Annotated in this window: 15 protein-coding genes; 3 read left to right on the forward strand and 12 right to left on the reverse strand. The window is 62.5% G+C overall.

Annotation, left to right across the window (positions count from 1 at the left end; genetic code table 11):
- Positions 1–62: 62 nt before the first annotated feature.
- The 9 genes from AC1D1J_RS13905 to AC1D1J_RS13945 form a co-directional block, all read right to left on the reverse strand.
- Complete coding sequence (locus AC1D1J_RS13905; RefSeq protein WP_477694969.1) at positions 63–866, reverse strand: polysaccharide deacetylase family protein; 804 nt, start codon at positions 864–866, stop codon at positions 63–65.
- Complete coding sequence (locus AC1D1J_RS13910; RefSeq protein ID WP_477694970.1) at positions 859–3,201, reverse strand: MMPL family transporter; 2,343 nt, start codon at positions 3,199–3,201, stop codon at positions 859–861. The genes AC1D1J_RS13905 and AC1D1J_RS13910 overlap by 8 nt, the downstream gene beginning before the upstream one ends.
- On the reverse strand, positions 3,201–3,845 hold the full coding sequence (locus tag AC1D1J_RS13915) for a LolA-related protein (protein ID WP_477686653.1): 645 nt from the start codon (positions 3,843–3,845) through the stop codon (positions 3,201–3,203). The genes AC1D1J_RS13910 and AC1D1J_RS13915 overlap by 1 nt, the downstream gene beginning before the upstream one ends.
- Before the next feature lie 4 nt (positions 3,846–3,849).
- Positions 3,850–4,818 carry an LpxL/LpxP family acyltransferase gene (locus AC1D1J_RS13920; RefSeq protein ID WP_477686654.1) on the reverse strand — a complete coding sequence of 323 codons (969 nt, stop codon included), beginning with the start codon at positions 4,816–4,818 and terminating at the stop codon, positions 3,850–3,852.
- The gene (locus AC1D1J_RS13925; protein ID WP_477694971.1) at positions 4,815–6,479 is read right to left on the reverse strand and encodes an AMP-binding protein; all 1,665 of its coding nucleotides are present in this window, start codon (positions 6,477–6,479) and stop codon (positions 4,815–4,817) included. The genes AC1D1J_RS13920 and AC1D1J_RS13925 overlap by 4 nt, the downstream gene beginning before the upstream one ends.
- A complete protein-coding gene (locus tag AC1D1J_RS13930; RefSeq protein ID WP_477694972.1) occupies positions 6,476–7,147 on the reverse strand; it encodes a COG4648 family protein in 672 nt (223 codons plus the stop codon). The genes AC1D1J_RS13925 and AC1D1J_RS13930 overlap by 4 nt, the downstream gene beginning before the upstream one ends.
- Positions 7,144–7,440, reverse strand: coding sequence for a phosphopantetheine-binding protein (locus AC1D1J_RS13935; protein ID WP_457279104.1), 297 nt, complete (start codon positions 7,438–7,440; stop codon positions 7,144–7,146). The genes AC1D1J_RS13930 and AC1D1J_RS13935 overlap by 4 nt, the downstream gene beginning before the upstream one ends.
- A gap of 144 nt (positions 7,441–7,584) precedes the next feature.
- Positions 7,585–8,556 carry an inositol monophosphatase family protein gene (locus AC1D1J_RS13940; RefSeq protein ID WP_477686656.1) on the reverse strand — a complete coding sequence of 324 codons (972 nt, stop codon included), beginning with the start codon at positions 8,554–8,556 and terminating at the stop codon, positions 7,585–7,587.
- Between the two features lie 141 nt (positions 8,557–8,697).
- Entirely contained in the window at positions 8,698–8,985 is a 288-nt protein-coding gene (locus AC1D1J_RS13945; protein WP_477686657.1) for a DUF1330 domain-containing protein, read from the reverse strand.
- 104 nt (positions 8,986–9,089) lie between these two features.
- Here AC1D1J_RS13945 and AC1D1J_RS13950 point away from each other — a divergent pair, with 104 nt between their 5' ends.
- The 3 genes from AC1D1J_RS13950 to cysE are packed head-to-tail and all read left to right on the forward strand — an operon-like array spanning position 9,090 to position 11,563.
- On the forward strand, positions 9,090–9,950 hold the full coding sequence (locus tag AC1D1J_RS13950) for a LysR family transcriptional regulator (protein ID WP_477686658.1): 861 nt from the start codon (positions 9,090–9,092) through the stop codon (positions 9,948–9,950).
- A gap of 14 nt (positions 9,951–9,964) precedes the next feature.
- Positions 9,965–10,780 (forward strand): RNA methyltransferase, encoded by an 816-nt coding sequence (locus tag AC1D1J_RS13955; protein ID WP_477694973.1) that lies wholly within the window; start codon positions 9,965–9,967, stop codon positions 10,778–10,780.
- A 9-nt stretch (positions 10,781–10,789) separates the two neighbouring features.
- Entirely contained in the window at positions 10,790–11,563 is a 774-nt protein-coding gene (cysE, locus tag AC1D1J_RS13960; protein ID WP_457279099.1) for a serine O-acetyltransferase, read from the forward strand.
- 81 nt (positions 11,564–11,644) lie between these two features.
- Here cysE and AC1D1J_RS13965 read toward each other — a convergent pair whose 3' ends face one another.
- The 3 genes from AC1D1J_RS13965 to yjgA all read right to left on the reverse strand — a co-directional run bounded on the left by AC1D1J_RS13965 (position 11,645) and on the right by yjgA (position 13,256).
- On the reverse strand, positions 11,645–11,983 hold the full coding sequence (locus AC1D1J_RS13965) for a DUF4870 domain-containing protein (protein WP_477648091.1): 339 nt from the start codon (positions 11,981–11,983) through the stop codon (positions 11,645–11,647).
- Between the two features lie 74 nt (positions 11,984–12,057).
- Positions 12,058–12,651 carry a molybdopterin adenylyltransferase gene (mog, locus tag AC1D1J_RS13970; RefSeq protein ID WP_477686660.1) on the reverse strand — a complete coding sequence of 198 codons (594 nt, stop codon included), beginning with the start codon at positions 12,649–12,651 and terminating at the stop codon, positions 12,058–12,060.
- The gene (yjgA, locus tag AC1D1J_RS13975; RefSeq protein WP_477686661.1) at positions 12,648–13,256 is read right to left on the reverse strand and encodes a ribosome biogenesis factor YjgA; all 609 of its coding nucleotides are present in this window, start codon (positions 13,254–13,256) and stop codon (positions 12,648–12,650) included. The genes mog and yjgA overlap by 4 nt, the downstream gene beginning before the upstream one ends.
- Positions 13,257–13,262 lie beyond the last annotated feature (6 nt).

Consider the following 13,262-nt stretch of genomic DNA (forward strand, 5'->3'; position numbering starts at 1 on the left):
GTGCTGAAAGATAACCCGCCCTATTTGTGACCACGGGCTCTGCCGGGTTTTCTGCGTAGGATTCATGCGAGGGCCTGCTGCAGGGTCACGGTGCGCAGGTTGGCGGCCGCAATGGACTCCAGCAAGGCGGGCAGGACATCCAGGATGACCGGAACACCTTGCGGTGTGCGTGCTGCATTGCCGTCATGCAACAGCAGGATGGCGCCGGCTTGCAGCCCGGCTGTGAGTTTGCGTTTTACACGCTCGGCATTGGCGACGCGGGTGTCGAAGCCGCGCACGGACCAGCTGGCGAGCTTCAAGCCGAGCCGGGCCAGTACCGGATCAAGAAAGGGGTTGCGCAGGCCGGCGGGAGCGCGAAAGAAAAGGGGCCGCTGGCCCGTCAGGCCGCTCAGTGTGTTTTGCGCCGCCTGCAACTCGCGAAACATGCTGCGCGGGCCCGTCAGGGCAAAGTAGTGGCGGTGGTGCTGGCTGTGGTTTTCGACGGCATGTCCGCGCCGCACAAGCTCGCGGCACAACTCGGGATGGCGGGCGGCTTTGTCACCGACGCAAAAAAAAGTTGCGCGGGCCGCATACTGGTCGAGCAGGTCCAGGACTTTGGGTGTCACGGCGGGATCGGGCCCGTCATCGATGGTCAGGGCGATTTCCCGCCTGGCGACGGAGGCCTGGGGCAGGCGGGTCCAGTTGGGGCCAAGCCACTGGCTGCGGGGCCACATACCCACGACGGTGAGCAACAGGTGGTTGAGGACCACGGCGGCAAGCGCCCAGCGCCACCAGCCGGAATCAACAAGGATGGCCGCAAGTGCCGCCGCGTGTAGCGCGATGCTCGCACGTACCAGGATGCTGGGCTTCCACCGGAGGTCAGGCATGGGGCTTCCTGGCAAAAATTGCGGCATAGACCAGCGCCAGGATGACGCCCGGTGCAACGGTGACACCCATGGCCTGCAGGATGGACACTTTGGAAAATGCGAGCAGGCCAAACCCTGCGACGGTAGTCAGATTGGCCAGCAGCATGGACGCCAGGGTTCTGGGCGCTATCGGGGCATGGGGATCGGGCCGGTCAAAAAACAGCGCGTAGTTGGAGCCCACGGCCACGACCAGCAACAGGCCCACCAGGTGCAGGATGATCAGTTGCTGGCCCAGCAGGGCCAGCCCGGCCGTGACTGTGACGACCGCGGCCGCCAGCGGCGCAATGATCCGCAGCACCCGGGAAGGGGAGCGGAAAACCACCAGCAACAGGGCCACGAGGACTGCCAGCCCGCCCAGTGACAGCACGATGGCTTCGTGCAGGTAGCTGGAATACAAACGGTCAGACTCGATTTTCATGTCGACAAAAAGTACGCCAGGCAAGGGCTTGGTGGCCAGCGCGGCACGAATGTTGTCGGCGTCGATGTTTCGTCCCTGGGACGCAGTCAAAGGTAGCAGGGCGCTCCAGCGGCCGTCTTTACCAATCAGCAATGCGGCCAAGGCCATGGCCATCGAGGTTTTTTCAAGGTCGGCGGGCTGCAGCAGGGGCTGGCTGCGGGCGGCGGCGACCTCTGCCAGGAAAGGTGAAAACACCCCGGGCCGCACTGGCAGGCCTTGCGTGGCCTGGGTCATGCGGGCCTGCAACACCTCAGCGGCGGGCAGGCTGGCCTGGCGGGCGCGTTGCGTGGCCACACTGGGGAGGTAGCGGCTGGGGCTCTCAAACGCGGCAATCTCGCCGCGCTCGACCTGTGCCTGGAGCAGGGTTGAAACCTGTTCAGCAGTCTGGAGTACCGACTCCTGGCTGGTACCGGAGACCACCACCACATAGCGCACGTCAGGCGCCCCCATATCGGCACGCAGGCTTTCATCCAGCGCTACATCGGCTTGCGAGACCGGGCTGAGCGAGGAAATCTTGTCGTTGAAGAGGCTTGCGTGGTTTCCCACAAGGACGGCACAGGCGGCTATCAGCAGGGCCGCGGCAGGCCATCGCAACAAGGCCGCATGTTGCACCAGCCCCTCCAGCGCCCGCCCGATGGCCGACACATCATGGATGCGGAAATGGCGCGGCAGCAGATGCGGCAGCACATAGCGGGTCACTGCGGCGGCCACGACCAGTCCGGCAATCGAATACAGGCCGAGTTGAGCCAGACCCGGAAAGCCCGAGAACAAAAGAGAGGCAAAACCGGCAATGGAGGTCAGAACGCCGAGCCGGACGGTCGGCCAGAAGCGCTTGACCCAATGCGCCTGGTCGGCGCCCGCATCTTCGGACTGCACAAAAAGATAGATGGAGTAGTCCACAGCTTCGCCGATCAGCGCTGTGCCGAAGCCCAGTGTGATGCCGTGCACCGACCCAAAACCCAGGCTGACTGCGGCAATCCCCGCCAGCGCGCCGCTCAGCACGGGCAAAAATCCGAGCAAAAGGGCGCTGACAGAACGGTAAACCAGCAGTAACAGCGTCGCGATCAGCACCACGCTGATCAGCGAGAGGTGGCTCACCTGGCTTTGAATGGTTTCGCGGGACGTGACCGAAAATACGCCAGGGCCTGTCATGACGAAGCTGGCACCAGCTGAGGAACCGCCCGCCGCATCGAAGGCCTGGCGAATCGCGGCCATGGCACGTTGCTGGGCATCGGTGTCAGAGCCTGCTGCGTGGGTCTGCAGCAGCATCAGTGCCCGCTTGCCGTCACGGGAAGTCCAGGCGCCATGGGCCTGTTGCGGCTGGCTTCCGCCGTTGAGCTGGCCCAGCAACTGCACCATTTCGCCGGTAGGGTCGCGGGGCAGCAGGGCCTTGACCATCAGGCCTGCGGGCGAAGCGAGCAATTCGATGCTGTCAGTGAGGGCCGTGTGCAACCCATCCGCGCTGAATCGTTCCGGCGTCACTGAAGGGCTCAGCAGATAGCGATGGTTGAGCAGGAAATTGCGGTCCCGCTCGCTATTGACGGGTTCGCCATTCGCCACGCTGGCGAAAGCGGAGTCGGTGCGCAACTGCTGCGCCATCTTTTTGGAAAGCGCTGCACGCTGAGGGGCATCGGAGCCTTCTATGCCTACCAGGACAAGCCGAGAGGCCAGGCCCTCGGTCAGCTGGTCCATCAGCAGTTGTTGCTCGGGTGTGGGAGTACGCGGCAAAAACGCCGACAGGTCGGTCGTGAACTGTGTGCGGCTGATGACAATGCCGCAACCGATCAGGAATGCCAGCCATACCGCAATGGCTGCCATGCGGCCGCGTGCGCCGTTCATCACGGGGCTGCCACTTGCTCGATGGTCATGGTGGAGCTGTCGCCATCGGCCTGGGCGATGTCGATGTTGCGCAACTGGTCACGCACACCCGTAATGCGGATGCGTTGGATCACCGCCTGCATTTTGGGATCGACGGGCTGCAATTGCAGGGTCCAGCGTTCGGCCGTGCCTTCAAGGCTGAGCCGGTAGTTACGCTCCAGGGCGTTGCGGTCGCCCGCCAGGGTGCCGCGAATGCTGTCAATGAACGCGGCCAGCTCGGGGTACGCCTGCAGCCGCAGCTGGTATTTTTGCTTCCCACGTTCAATCACCAGTTCTCCGCCGTTCACGACCATGGATTCAGGCTTCGGTTTGAGCGTCCGCTTTTCCAGCCGGTCGGGTGCGGTATAGAGCAGTTCGCCGGACGATTCCACCGGTTTGTCGAGCAGCGCAATGCTCTTTTTTTCGACAAAGGTGGCGCGGCCCGACTTGGTTTGCGCCAGCGAATCCATCAGTTGCTGAAGGTCCCAGGCGGCCAGCGCTGCCGGGCTCAACGCGGCCAACACCAGACCCATCACAACTGCGGCCAGCGCGAAGACGGGCCGTGACGGCTGTTGCGTGATGTGCGACGAGGCGGGGGTGGATGTTTGCTGAATAAGGTGTGTCATATGCTCAGGTGTTTTGTTCAGGCTGGCCGGACTGCCGCGGCGCGCGCCGCCAGAAATCAAAAAAATTGAACCAGTTGTAAGGCGCGCTGCGGCAGTATTGCGCCATCAGTGCAGCATAGCGCGTCATGGCAGATTGCACCGCCGCTGTGCGGCCGCGCGAAGGCAGCGTCGAGAAATCCGCCAGAGGTTCGAAATGAATGTCATAACGATTGCCGCCGCGGTACAGCCCCGTCATGAACAACACGGGGCGTTTCAGGATGGCGGCCATGCGAAAAGGACCCAGCGGCAGCTCGGCGGCGTCTCCGAGGAACTCGATGGAATAGGTGTCGTCCTTACCCAGTGACCGGTCACCCAGCATGCCAACGACGGCACCCTCATCCAGCAGTTCGTGCACCCTGATCATGGAATCGATATGTCCCAATGCCACGACGTCCAGTTGCGCTTTGGGATTGATGGCGCCCATCGCCGCGTTAATTTTTCGCGCATTTTCCTCGTACATCACCATGGCAATGCGCAGGCCCGGTTGCTGGCGCCCGATGGCCCGCAGTACTTCAAAACTGCCCAGATGGGCACCGATGAGGAACACGCCTCTTCCGTCAGCCACCACCTTGTCGATCAGTTGCTGGTTGTGCACCTGGATATCAAACAGCTCGAAGCGGTCATTCAGCAGGTAAACACGGTCGTGAATGGCAGAAGCAAAACTCAGGAAATGCCGGAACAGATGACGCCAGCCGACCGCAGCGGGCGACGGCAGGTCGAACACGCGCCGCAAATAGTTTCGCGACGTCCGGCGCGCCGCCGGCGCGAAAACGAGGAAATAGGCTGCAATCCCGTAAAGGACGATGCGGCTGGTGCTGCGGCCCAGGTTCAGCGATATCCAGGTCATGACACGCAGCATGAAGCCGTTGCTGCGTTCCGGGAGCTGCTGCCATTCGGCGCCTGATGTCGCATTGGCTCCGCGTGGTGTGTTCATGGCTGCGGCGATAACAGCAAGGTTCCGGTGGCCACTTTTCGGTCGCCGCTGGAAATGTCAAAGCGCGTGCTGCCGGAGGCGGTGGTGCTGCAGGAGATGGTCAGCGTCTCACCGGGCCCCACCGTGCTGAGGAATTTCGCCGAGCTGATCTGGCAGACCTCCGTGGCATGGCCGGTACGTGCGTGTTGTACCGCGTGTATGGCGGCGTCGAGCAACACCACACCGGGAACAATGGGTGTACCGGGGAAATGCCCGGCAAGCGCCGGATGGTCAGGGGCGATGGAAAACCGGGTTTCGCCCGGAACGGGAGATTTCTTTTGAAGATGGTTGCGCGCCAGGGTAACCAGCGTATCGCGCGGCAATTTCCCGGTGCTGTTGCGTGGCAGGCTGTCGAGCAGCACGAGGGGCCGCGGGATGAATATGGCGTCAACCCGCTCCCTCAGCGCCGCCAGAAGGGCCGGCGCCGTCAGGCCCGGTGCCACAACGAAAGCCATCAACCGGACCACGGTGTCGCCGGAACCCTCGTCCGGCATGAAGAAGGCGCCGTCCATCACGCCCGGTATGGCGTGGAGCTGATGGTTCAGGTAGCCCAGCGAGCTTCGCTTGCCCGCGATATTGATCAGGTCGGCAGTCCGGCCATGCAAAAGGAATTGTGTGTCCGACACCGATTCCAGTTCATCGGCCAGCGGGGTGGGTTGGTCGACGTGACCGCCTGAGGCCCAGGTCTGTCCTTGCCTGATGCTCAGCGTGACTTCTGGAAAAAGTGTCCACGCCACAGCCTCGGTCATGCGCCGTGTGGCGATTTGTCCCGTTTCGGTGGAGCCGTAGATTTCCAGCAGCGGGACTTGCAAGCGGGCTTCGGTGGCCAATGCCAGCTGGGGTGGCAAGGGAGCCGTGGCGGAAAGCACCAGGTCAACCTGCGGAATGTCCATGCCTGAAGCCAGCAGCGCTTTCAAATGCACGGGCGTGGTCACCAGCATGCGGGGGCGCCCCGCTTGCGCCAGTGCGGTGCAGATATCGGCCGGATAAAACGGATGGGCGGCAACCAGAATGGCACCACTTTGCAGCGGCAGCAACACGGTGGACTCGAAGCCGAACATGTGCTGCGGCGGCACCGTTGCCACGATGCTGTGCTTGCGGCCATCCAGCAAGCCGAGCCGGGCGGCTTCAGCCCGCGCGCTGCGAACCAGCCCGCCCCAGCTCTTGCGATGCGCCACCGGCGTACCGGTCGAGCCGGAGGTGAACATGATGGTGGCAATGCGCGATGCGGGAATTTGTGGAATATCGCACTGCATGCCAGTTGCGGTGCCCGGCGGACGTGGCGTCATCGCATCCGTCCAGCCCAGTAACGGCAAGGCCAGGGACTGCGGTTGGTCCGCGAGGCAGAACACGTCGGGTGCAAAGCTGCGGACCTGTTTCACCATTTCCGGCGTCAGCGTGGGTGGCAGCAGGCTGACCTTGTCTGCCAGCAGGGCGGCCGCCATACCCACGGCAAACCGGTAGCGGTCGGCGCAGACATTGAGAACATGCTTGCCTGTGGGCAGGGCCGCTGCAAGCTGCCTGACATCGGCCAGAAAATGTTCAACGGTAACGGCCTGGCCATGGCTGCAAGCCACAACGTCTTCAGCCCGGGTGTGCGAGATGAGCGGAAACGTCGTCATGGCCGGCGTGCGCGGCTTTCTGCGGAAGCCCGCCGGTAGGCACGAATCGCTTCCAGCGGACCGGCACGATCTGCTGCCGGCAATGCGTAGCAGCGGACTGCATATTCCGCCGCAAACATCAGTGCGAGCAGGGGAATACCCAGGAGGTTGGCAAAGGTGGACCAGACGGCAATGGGTGCCAGCCAGAACAGCAGCAATGAAAAGCCTGCAATGATTCCGAAATACAAGGCCCACGCCAAGGTGGCCGACCGCGTGTACGAAACAAGCGCAGGCGAAAGCTCGCCATGCACGATGCGGGCAAATTGCGCAATCATCGGTGTGCGCCCTTGCACGAGTGTCCGGCCGAAAGTTCCGCACAGCAGGGCATACGTGCCCGCATGCTGCAGCAGGAAAACCCAGTTGTAATGGGTGATCAGCCATTCCCTGAACAGATAAAACCCGAGGCAGGCCACACCACAAAGGGCCAGCATGACAGGGCGCTGCGGTGAACGCCAGGCCAGGACAACGGCCAGCACCAGCAGCGGAAGCACGGCGACCAGCGCCTCAAGCAAGCCCGGCGCCGTCGATGCCGCGGCCAGATGGGAAAGCACGGCGTAGCCGATTCCCAGAGCCGCGATGCCGCCCCAGCGACAGGCTTGGGTAAACCGTGTCGCCAGCACAGCTGTCACTGGGTTCGCCAGGCGGCAATATGGTCGCCCAGGCTTCGCAGCGAATGAAAGATGGCGTGGTTGTCTTCGTGGTCCGCCCTGAGCTGCAGGCCATAGTGCTTGGAGACAACCAGCGCAATTTCCAGGATGTCGATGGAATCCAGCCCCAAGCCGTCGCCGTAGAGCGGTTCGTCCGGTTGTACATCGTCGGCGCTCACCTCAAGGTTGAGGGCGCTCACCACCAGTTCCGCGACCTCGCGCAGCAAGGCTGCATCAGCCGATGTGGAAGAGGTTTTTACGGTGGATTCAGGCATAGTTTTATTACTAGTTATTACCGGGTGCGAAAACAGTTCGGTCGGGGCCGCTGCGTGCATGCGACTCCCTGCGCAGTGCGGAAATTTTAGCTGAGGCCATACGGCTCAAGCCTTCATCGCGGCCTTTGCCTACAACGGCTGGTGCTAGAAGGGTGCGTCCGGTGTGGTGTCGGGGCGTGCCGCGGGGGCCTTGATCTTTTTGGCGGTCAGCTTTGGTTTGTCTGCGGGCTGGGCGGTGGCGTCGGCGGTCTCGGTGCTCACAGTGTCTTCCTGCAGGGCCTGCCGTACCGTGGCTTTGTCGCCGGCGCCGGCAAATTTGCTGTATTTACCCAAAGTGGCCACCATCTGCCCGTAAATGCGCGGATTGCCGGCCACGCATTCGCCGTGGTCGATGAAGTCAGCCTCGCCGGTAAAGTTGCCGATCAGGCCGCCGGCCTCGGTGACCAGCAGTGAGCCGGCCGCCACATCCCAGGGCTTGAGGCCGGTTTCAAAAAAGCCGTCGCTGAAGCCCGCTGCCACGTAGGCCAGGTCCAGCGCCGCAGCGCCCGGGCGGCGCACGCCGGCGCACTGGCTCATGACTTCACCGAGCATGTTGAGATAGCTTTTGAGCTTGTCACCGGGACGGTAAGGGAAGCCCGTCGAGATCAGGCATTCCTGCAGCCGGGTGCGCTTGGCTACACGGATGCGGCGGTCGTTCATGTAGGCGCCGCGGCCTTTGGTGGCGCAAAAAATGTCGTTGCGGGTGGGGTCATACACCACGGCTTGCTCAACCTTGCCCTTGACGGCCAGCGCGATGCTGACGCAATAAACGGGAAAGCCGTGGATGAAGTTGGTGGTGCCGTCCAGCGGGTCGATGATCCACACGAAGTCGGAGTCTTTGGCGCCGTGCTCGCTACCGGATTCTTCGGCGAGGATGCCATGGCCGGGGTAGGCCGTCAGCAGCGTTTCGATGATCGCGGCTTCCGCGGCCTGATCGATCTCGGTGACAAAGTCGTTGGTCTGCTTGACCGATATGCGAACCGATTCGACGTCAAGCGCCGCACGGTTGATGATGGCGCCTGCAGCGCGCGCAGCCTTGATGGCCACGTTGAGCATGGGGTGGAGATTGCTGGACATAACTTGTAGGGAAGAGCGGAACGAACCGGCGCCGGCGATGCGGGCGGCGGGCAATGCCGGTATTTTCCCATAAACGCGAACCGTCCTTTCTTAACTCCTTACCAGGGTCGATATCGCGTCCCAATCGCCCGGGAATCAGTTCTAGGCGCCTTCCGCGATCAGGAAATCCGTGTCAGCGTGTTGCTGCCGGATTGCCCGGGCTGCCTGGTATTCGGGGCTGGCATAACAGGCCTGGGCGGTCGCCATGTCGGCGAACTCCACGACGACGTTGCGCTCGCGTGAGTTGCCCTCCATGCATTGGTACGTGCCGCCGCGCACCAGAAAGCGTGCGCCGAACTTCTCGAAGGCCGGCCGCGCCGCCGTGAGGTAACGAGGATATTCCTCGATATTGCGTACCGAGACGCGCACGATCCAATAAGCCTTTGCCATTCTTGTTCCTTGGGTGGTGTGAAGTAATGAAGGCTGGACGATACGCGTGACAATTCATTCTGAAAAATGAATAATAAAGATAATTAATATCTTCATAAGAGATCATGGAGTTGAGCGACCTGGTTATTTTTCGTGCCGTGGTGGAGGCGGGCGGTGTGACACGTGCCGCCGAGCGCTTGCACCGCGTGCAATCCAACATCACGACGCGTATCCGTCAGCTGGAAGAAAAGCTCGGGGTGCCGCTTTTTATCCGTGAGGGGAAGCGGCTGCACCTGTCGCCAGCTGGGCAGGTGTTGCTGGACTATGCCGGACGCCTGATCAGCCTGGCTGAGGAAGCACGCGATGCTGTGCAGGGAGGGCAGCCGCGCGGCGCATTTGTGCTCGGTGCCATGGAAAGCACTTCGGCTGTGCGGTTGCCGGCCCCTCTGAGCGATTTTGTGCGTCTCTATCCGGAAATCAGGCTCGCGCTTAAAACCGGCAACCCGCAGCAACTGGCCGCAGCTGTGCTGGCGGGGGAGATGGACGCGGCGCTGGTCACGGGGGCTATTGCGGAGGGTCCCTTTGAACGGGAGGCGATTTACACCGAGGAACTGGTCATTGTTGCGAGCGCCGGGCATCCGCCTGTCACGGCGACCCACAGCGAGCCGCCGCGTGCCATGGTGGCTTTTGAAAAGGGCTGCCCGCATCGCGCGCGGCTGGAAGCCTGGTACTTGCTGAAAAACAGCATGCCGGTGCAGACGATTGAAATCACGTCCTACCATGCCATGCTGGGCTGCGTGGTGGTGGGCATGGGCATTTCGCTGGTGCCGCGCAGCGTGCTGGCAACCTTTCCGGAGCGGGGCCGGCTCAGTATCCACGCATTACCGCCGGGCAGCGATTGCGCCCAGACGGACCTGATCTGGCGCAAAGGGGCGAAGTCGCCGAAGGTGGAGGCATTGCTCCGCGTCCTGAAGCCGCCGGCATAGGACAATCCAGCTCCATGCACACGCGATTCATCCTGATCAATACCAGCCATGCGGGCAATGTGGGGGCCACGGCCCGTGCCATGAAAACCATGGGCTTTGACGACCTGGTGCTGGTGGCGCCGCGCTGGGCCAATGTGCTCAACCGCGAAGAAACCATCCAGCGGGCCAGCGGCGCGCTCGACGTGCTCAAAAACGCCCGTATCGTGGCCACCCTGGACGAAGCCGTGGACGGCATGGCGCACCTGTGCGCCACCGCCATGACGCCACGCGACTTTGGCCCGCCCACGCGGGCGCCGCGCCAGCACTTTGCGCAGCTGCTGGGTCAGGCAGGTCTGCTATCAAAAGAGGAGCTGCTCGCGCCCGTCACCATTGCCCAAAGACCCGATTCGGTTGCTTTTCTATTTGGTTCCGAGCGTTTTGGTATGCAGAACGAGGACGTTTACCGCTGCCATGTGGCGCTGAGTATTCCGACCGACCCGAAGTTCGGCTCGCTCAATCTGGGCGCCGCCGTGCAGCTGATCGCCTACGACTGGCGACAGGCGCTGGGCGGCTTCAGCGTGCAGCCGGCCACGGCCGAACCCACGCTGGCCGACGCGGCCGCAGTGGCGGGCATGCTCAGGCACTGGGAGGAGGCCTTGACCGGCATCGGCTTCCTGGATCCGGCCTCGCCCAAAAAACTGATGCCGCGCCTGAACCAGCTGTTCAACCGTGCCCAGCTCAGCCCCGAGGAAATCCACATCCTGCGCGGTGTGGCCAAAGCCATGCTGCAGAAGGCCTCCGAAGCCAGGGGCAAAAGCGTGGTCCCAGCAAGCAGTTCACAGCCTCAGTAGACTTCGCCTATGTTTTCCCGACTTCGCTCCGACATCCAGTGCATTCTTGACCGCGACCCTGCCGCGCGTACGGCCTGGGAAGCACTGACCTGCTACCCCGGCGTGCATGCGCAGGTGCTGCACCGCCGGGCGCATTGGTGCTGGAACCACGGTTTCAAGTGGCTGGGCCGTTTCATTTCGCATTTTTCACGCTGGGTAACCGGCATTGAAATCCACCCCGGCGCCAAAATTGGTGAACGTGTGTTTTTCGACCATGCCATGGGCGTCGTCATTGGCGAAACCGCGGAAATCGGTGATGGTTGCACGATCTACCAGGGCGTGACTCTGGGCGGTACCTCGCTGTACAAAGGCACCAAACGCCACCCGACACTGGGCCGCGATGTGGTGGTGAGTGCGGGAGCCAAGGTGCTTGGCGGTTTCCTGGTGGGTGACGGCGCCAAGATTGGCAGCAACGCAGTGGTGATCAAGCCGGTTCCGGCAGGCGCCACGGCGGTGGGCATCCCGGCGCGCATCATTCCCTCCAAGACCGGGGAAAGCGCCGACGTCACCATTACCCAGTTTTCGGCTTATGGCATCACGCAAGAGGATGACCCGCTGTCCCAAGCCATGCGCGGGCTGATCGACAGCGCCGCCGGCCAGGAGCACCAGATCGCCCTGCTGTGGCAAGCGATTGAGAAACTCTCCGGACCGCAGACGGCCATGAGCAAGGATTGCGTGCCGCAGGACGCCGCGCTTACGGAAACCTTTGAAGCCGACAAGCTCAATCAGCTGGTCGGTAAATAAGGCGGTGAGACAGGCAGGCGAATAAGACGGGCAAAAAAAAGGAAGGGCGAGCCCTTCCTTTTTTGTTTTCGCCGGTGGGCTTCAGTTGATCAGGCGAAGCGCGAAAGGCACACGGAAGGCCTTGCCGTTGGAGGCGCCCAGCGCGCCCATGACACAGAACACCAGGTGGCAGATGCCCAGCGCCGCGAACACCAGAAAGCCGATCAGCACAAAGGTCAGGATCATTGCCGCCACATAGCCGATGGTCGCGGTGATCGACCAGTTCAGCGCTTCCTTGGACTGGTCCAGGATATAGGCGTCGTCCTTTTTCACCAGGTAGACAATCAGCCCCGGAATGAAACCCAGAAACAGGGTTCCGATCCAGATCAGCACGGCGGTGTTTTTCGATTCCTTGCTCGGCGTTTCAATCAGGTCGTCCATCTCAGCTCCTCGTGTTGTAAAGCCCGAATACTACGTGAGAAAGAGGCCAGGCCCAAACCGGCGGGCGGCAAGGTTCAGCGCGGCGGGCGCACCGCGCTTTTGGGCCTGAACGCCCGGCACACCGCTTCATCGGTTTCCAGGTAAGGGCCGCCGATCAGGTCGATGCAATAAGGCACGGCCGCGAAGATGCCCGCCACAGACTGGGAACCGTCGGCGTTTTTCAATCCTTCGAGGGTTTCCGCAATCGATTTGGGCTGGCCCGGCAGGTTCATGATCAGGCATTTGTCGCGTATGACGGCGCACTGGCGCGACAAAATGGCTGTGGGCACAAACTTCAGGCTGATCTGCCGCATCTGCTCGCCAAAACCCGGCATTTCCTTGTGGGCAACAGCCAGCGTGGCTTCGGGCGTCACGTCGCGCAGCGCGGGGCCAGTGCCGCCGGTCGTCAGCACGAGCGAGCAGCCGGTGTCGACCAACTCAATCAATGCGGCGCTGATACCCGCCTGCTCGTCGGGGATCAGGCGCTCTTCAAAGGTGATGGGGTTGCGCAGGGCGCGGGTGAGCCAGTCCTTGAGTGCCGGCAGGCCTTTGTCGACATAGACGCCGGCGGATGCGCGGTCGCTGACCGAGACAATACCAATCTTCACCGCGTCAAAGGCGCTGCTCACGCTTCTGGCTCCTCGCCATCTTCAGGACCTCGAGCCATGCCTTGCCTGACCAGCTGGAAAATCTCGCGGTAGGACTTGCCGTGGCGCGGTGCTTCGCCGGGTTTTTCGGGCTTGGCATCCTTGCGGGCCTGGCGGACCAGCGCGCGCAGTTGCTGGGAGTCGGTGCCGGGGTGTTCTTCGAGCCAGGCACCCAGCGCGGCGTCGTCGGCGATCAGCTTGTCGCGCCATTGCTCGGCCAGGTGCAGGGCCAGCGTCAGGTCGGCCGATCCGTTGAGCTGCTCGTTGATCGCTTCGCGGATGGGGTCAGGGTCCAGCGGGCGCATCAGCTTGCCGATGAACTGCATCTGGCGGCGCCTGCCCTCGAAGTTCGTGATCTTTTTTGCGTCGGCAATTGCGTCGCGCAGCTTGTCGGGCAGATCCAGGCGCGCCATCAAATCGGCGCGCAGCGTCAGCAGCGCTTCACCGAGCGCCTGTTTTTCGTCGGCCTCGGCCTTGAGCTGGGTTTTGCTGGGCGGGCCGACTTCTTCAAGCGCGATTTCCTCGGGTTTGACGAAGCGGCCGTTGGACCAGTAGCCCTTGATGGCCTTGGGAGTCTTGTTGTTCATAGCAGT

It is taken from the genome of Polaromonas sp. P1_F8 (assembly GCF_056405635.1).

Bases quoted from the DNA above. Each gene is read 5' to 3' on its own strand.
- AC1D1J_RS13920 (WP_477686654.1), bottom strand. From the start codon at position 4,818: ATGAACACACCACGCGGAGCCAATGCGACATCAGGCGCCGAATGGCAG.
- AC1D1J_RS13940 (WP_477686656.1), bottom strand. From the start codon at position 8,556: ATGTCCAGCAATCTCCACCCCATGCTCAACGTGGCCATCAAGGCTGCG.
- AC1D1J_RS13950 (WP_477686658.1), top strand. From the start codon at position 9,090: ATGGAGTTGAGCGACCTGGTTATTTTTCGTGCCGTGGTGGAGGCGGGC.
- AC1D1J_RS13915 (WP_477686653.1), bottom strand. From the start codon at position 3,845: ATGACACACCTTATTCAGCAAACATCCACCCCCGCCTCGTCGCACATC.
- AC1D1J_RS13925 (WP_477694971.1), bottom strand. From the start codon at position 6,479: ATGACGACGTTTCCGCTCATCTCGCACACCCGGGCTGAAGACGTTGTG.
- AC1D1J_RS13910 (WP_477694970.1), bottom strand. From the start codon at position 3,201: ATGAACGGCGCACGCGGCCGCATGGCAGCCATTGCGGTATGGCTGGCA.
- yjgA (WP_477686661.1), bottom strand. From the start codon at position 13,256: ATGAACAACAAGACTCCCAAGGCCATCAAGGGCTACTGGTCCAACGGC.
- AC1D1J_RS13965 (WP_477648091.1), bottom strand. From the start codon at position 11,983: ATGGACGACCTGATTGAAACGCCGAGCAAGGAATCGAAAAACACCGCC.
- AC1D1J_RS13955 (WP_477694973.1), top strand. From the start codon at position 9,965: ATGCACACGCGATTCATCCTGATCAATACCAGCCATGCGGGCAATGTG.
- cysE (WP_457279099.1), top strand. From the start codon at position 10,790: ATGTTTTCCCGACTTCGCTCCGACATCCAGTGCATTCTTGACCGCGAC.
- AC1D1J_RS13935 (WP_457279104.1), bottom strand. From the start codon at position 7,440: ATGCCTGAATCCACCGTAAAAACCTCTTCCACATCGGCTGATGCAGCC.
- AC1D1J_RS13945 (WP_477686657.1), bottom strand. From the start codon at position 8,985: ATGGCAAAGGCTTATTGGATCGTGCGCGTCTCGGTACGCAATATCGAG.
- AC1D1J_RS13905 (WP_477694969.1), bottom strand. From the start codon at position 866: ATGCCTGACCTCCGGTGGAAGCCCAGCATCCTGGTACGTGCGAGCATC.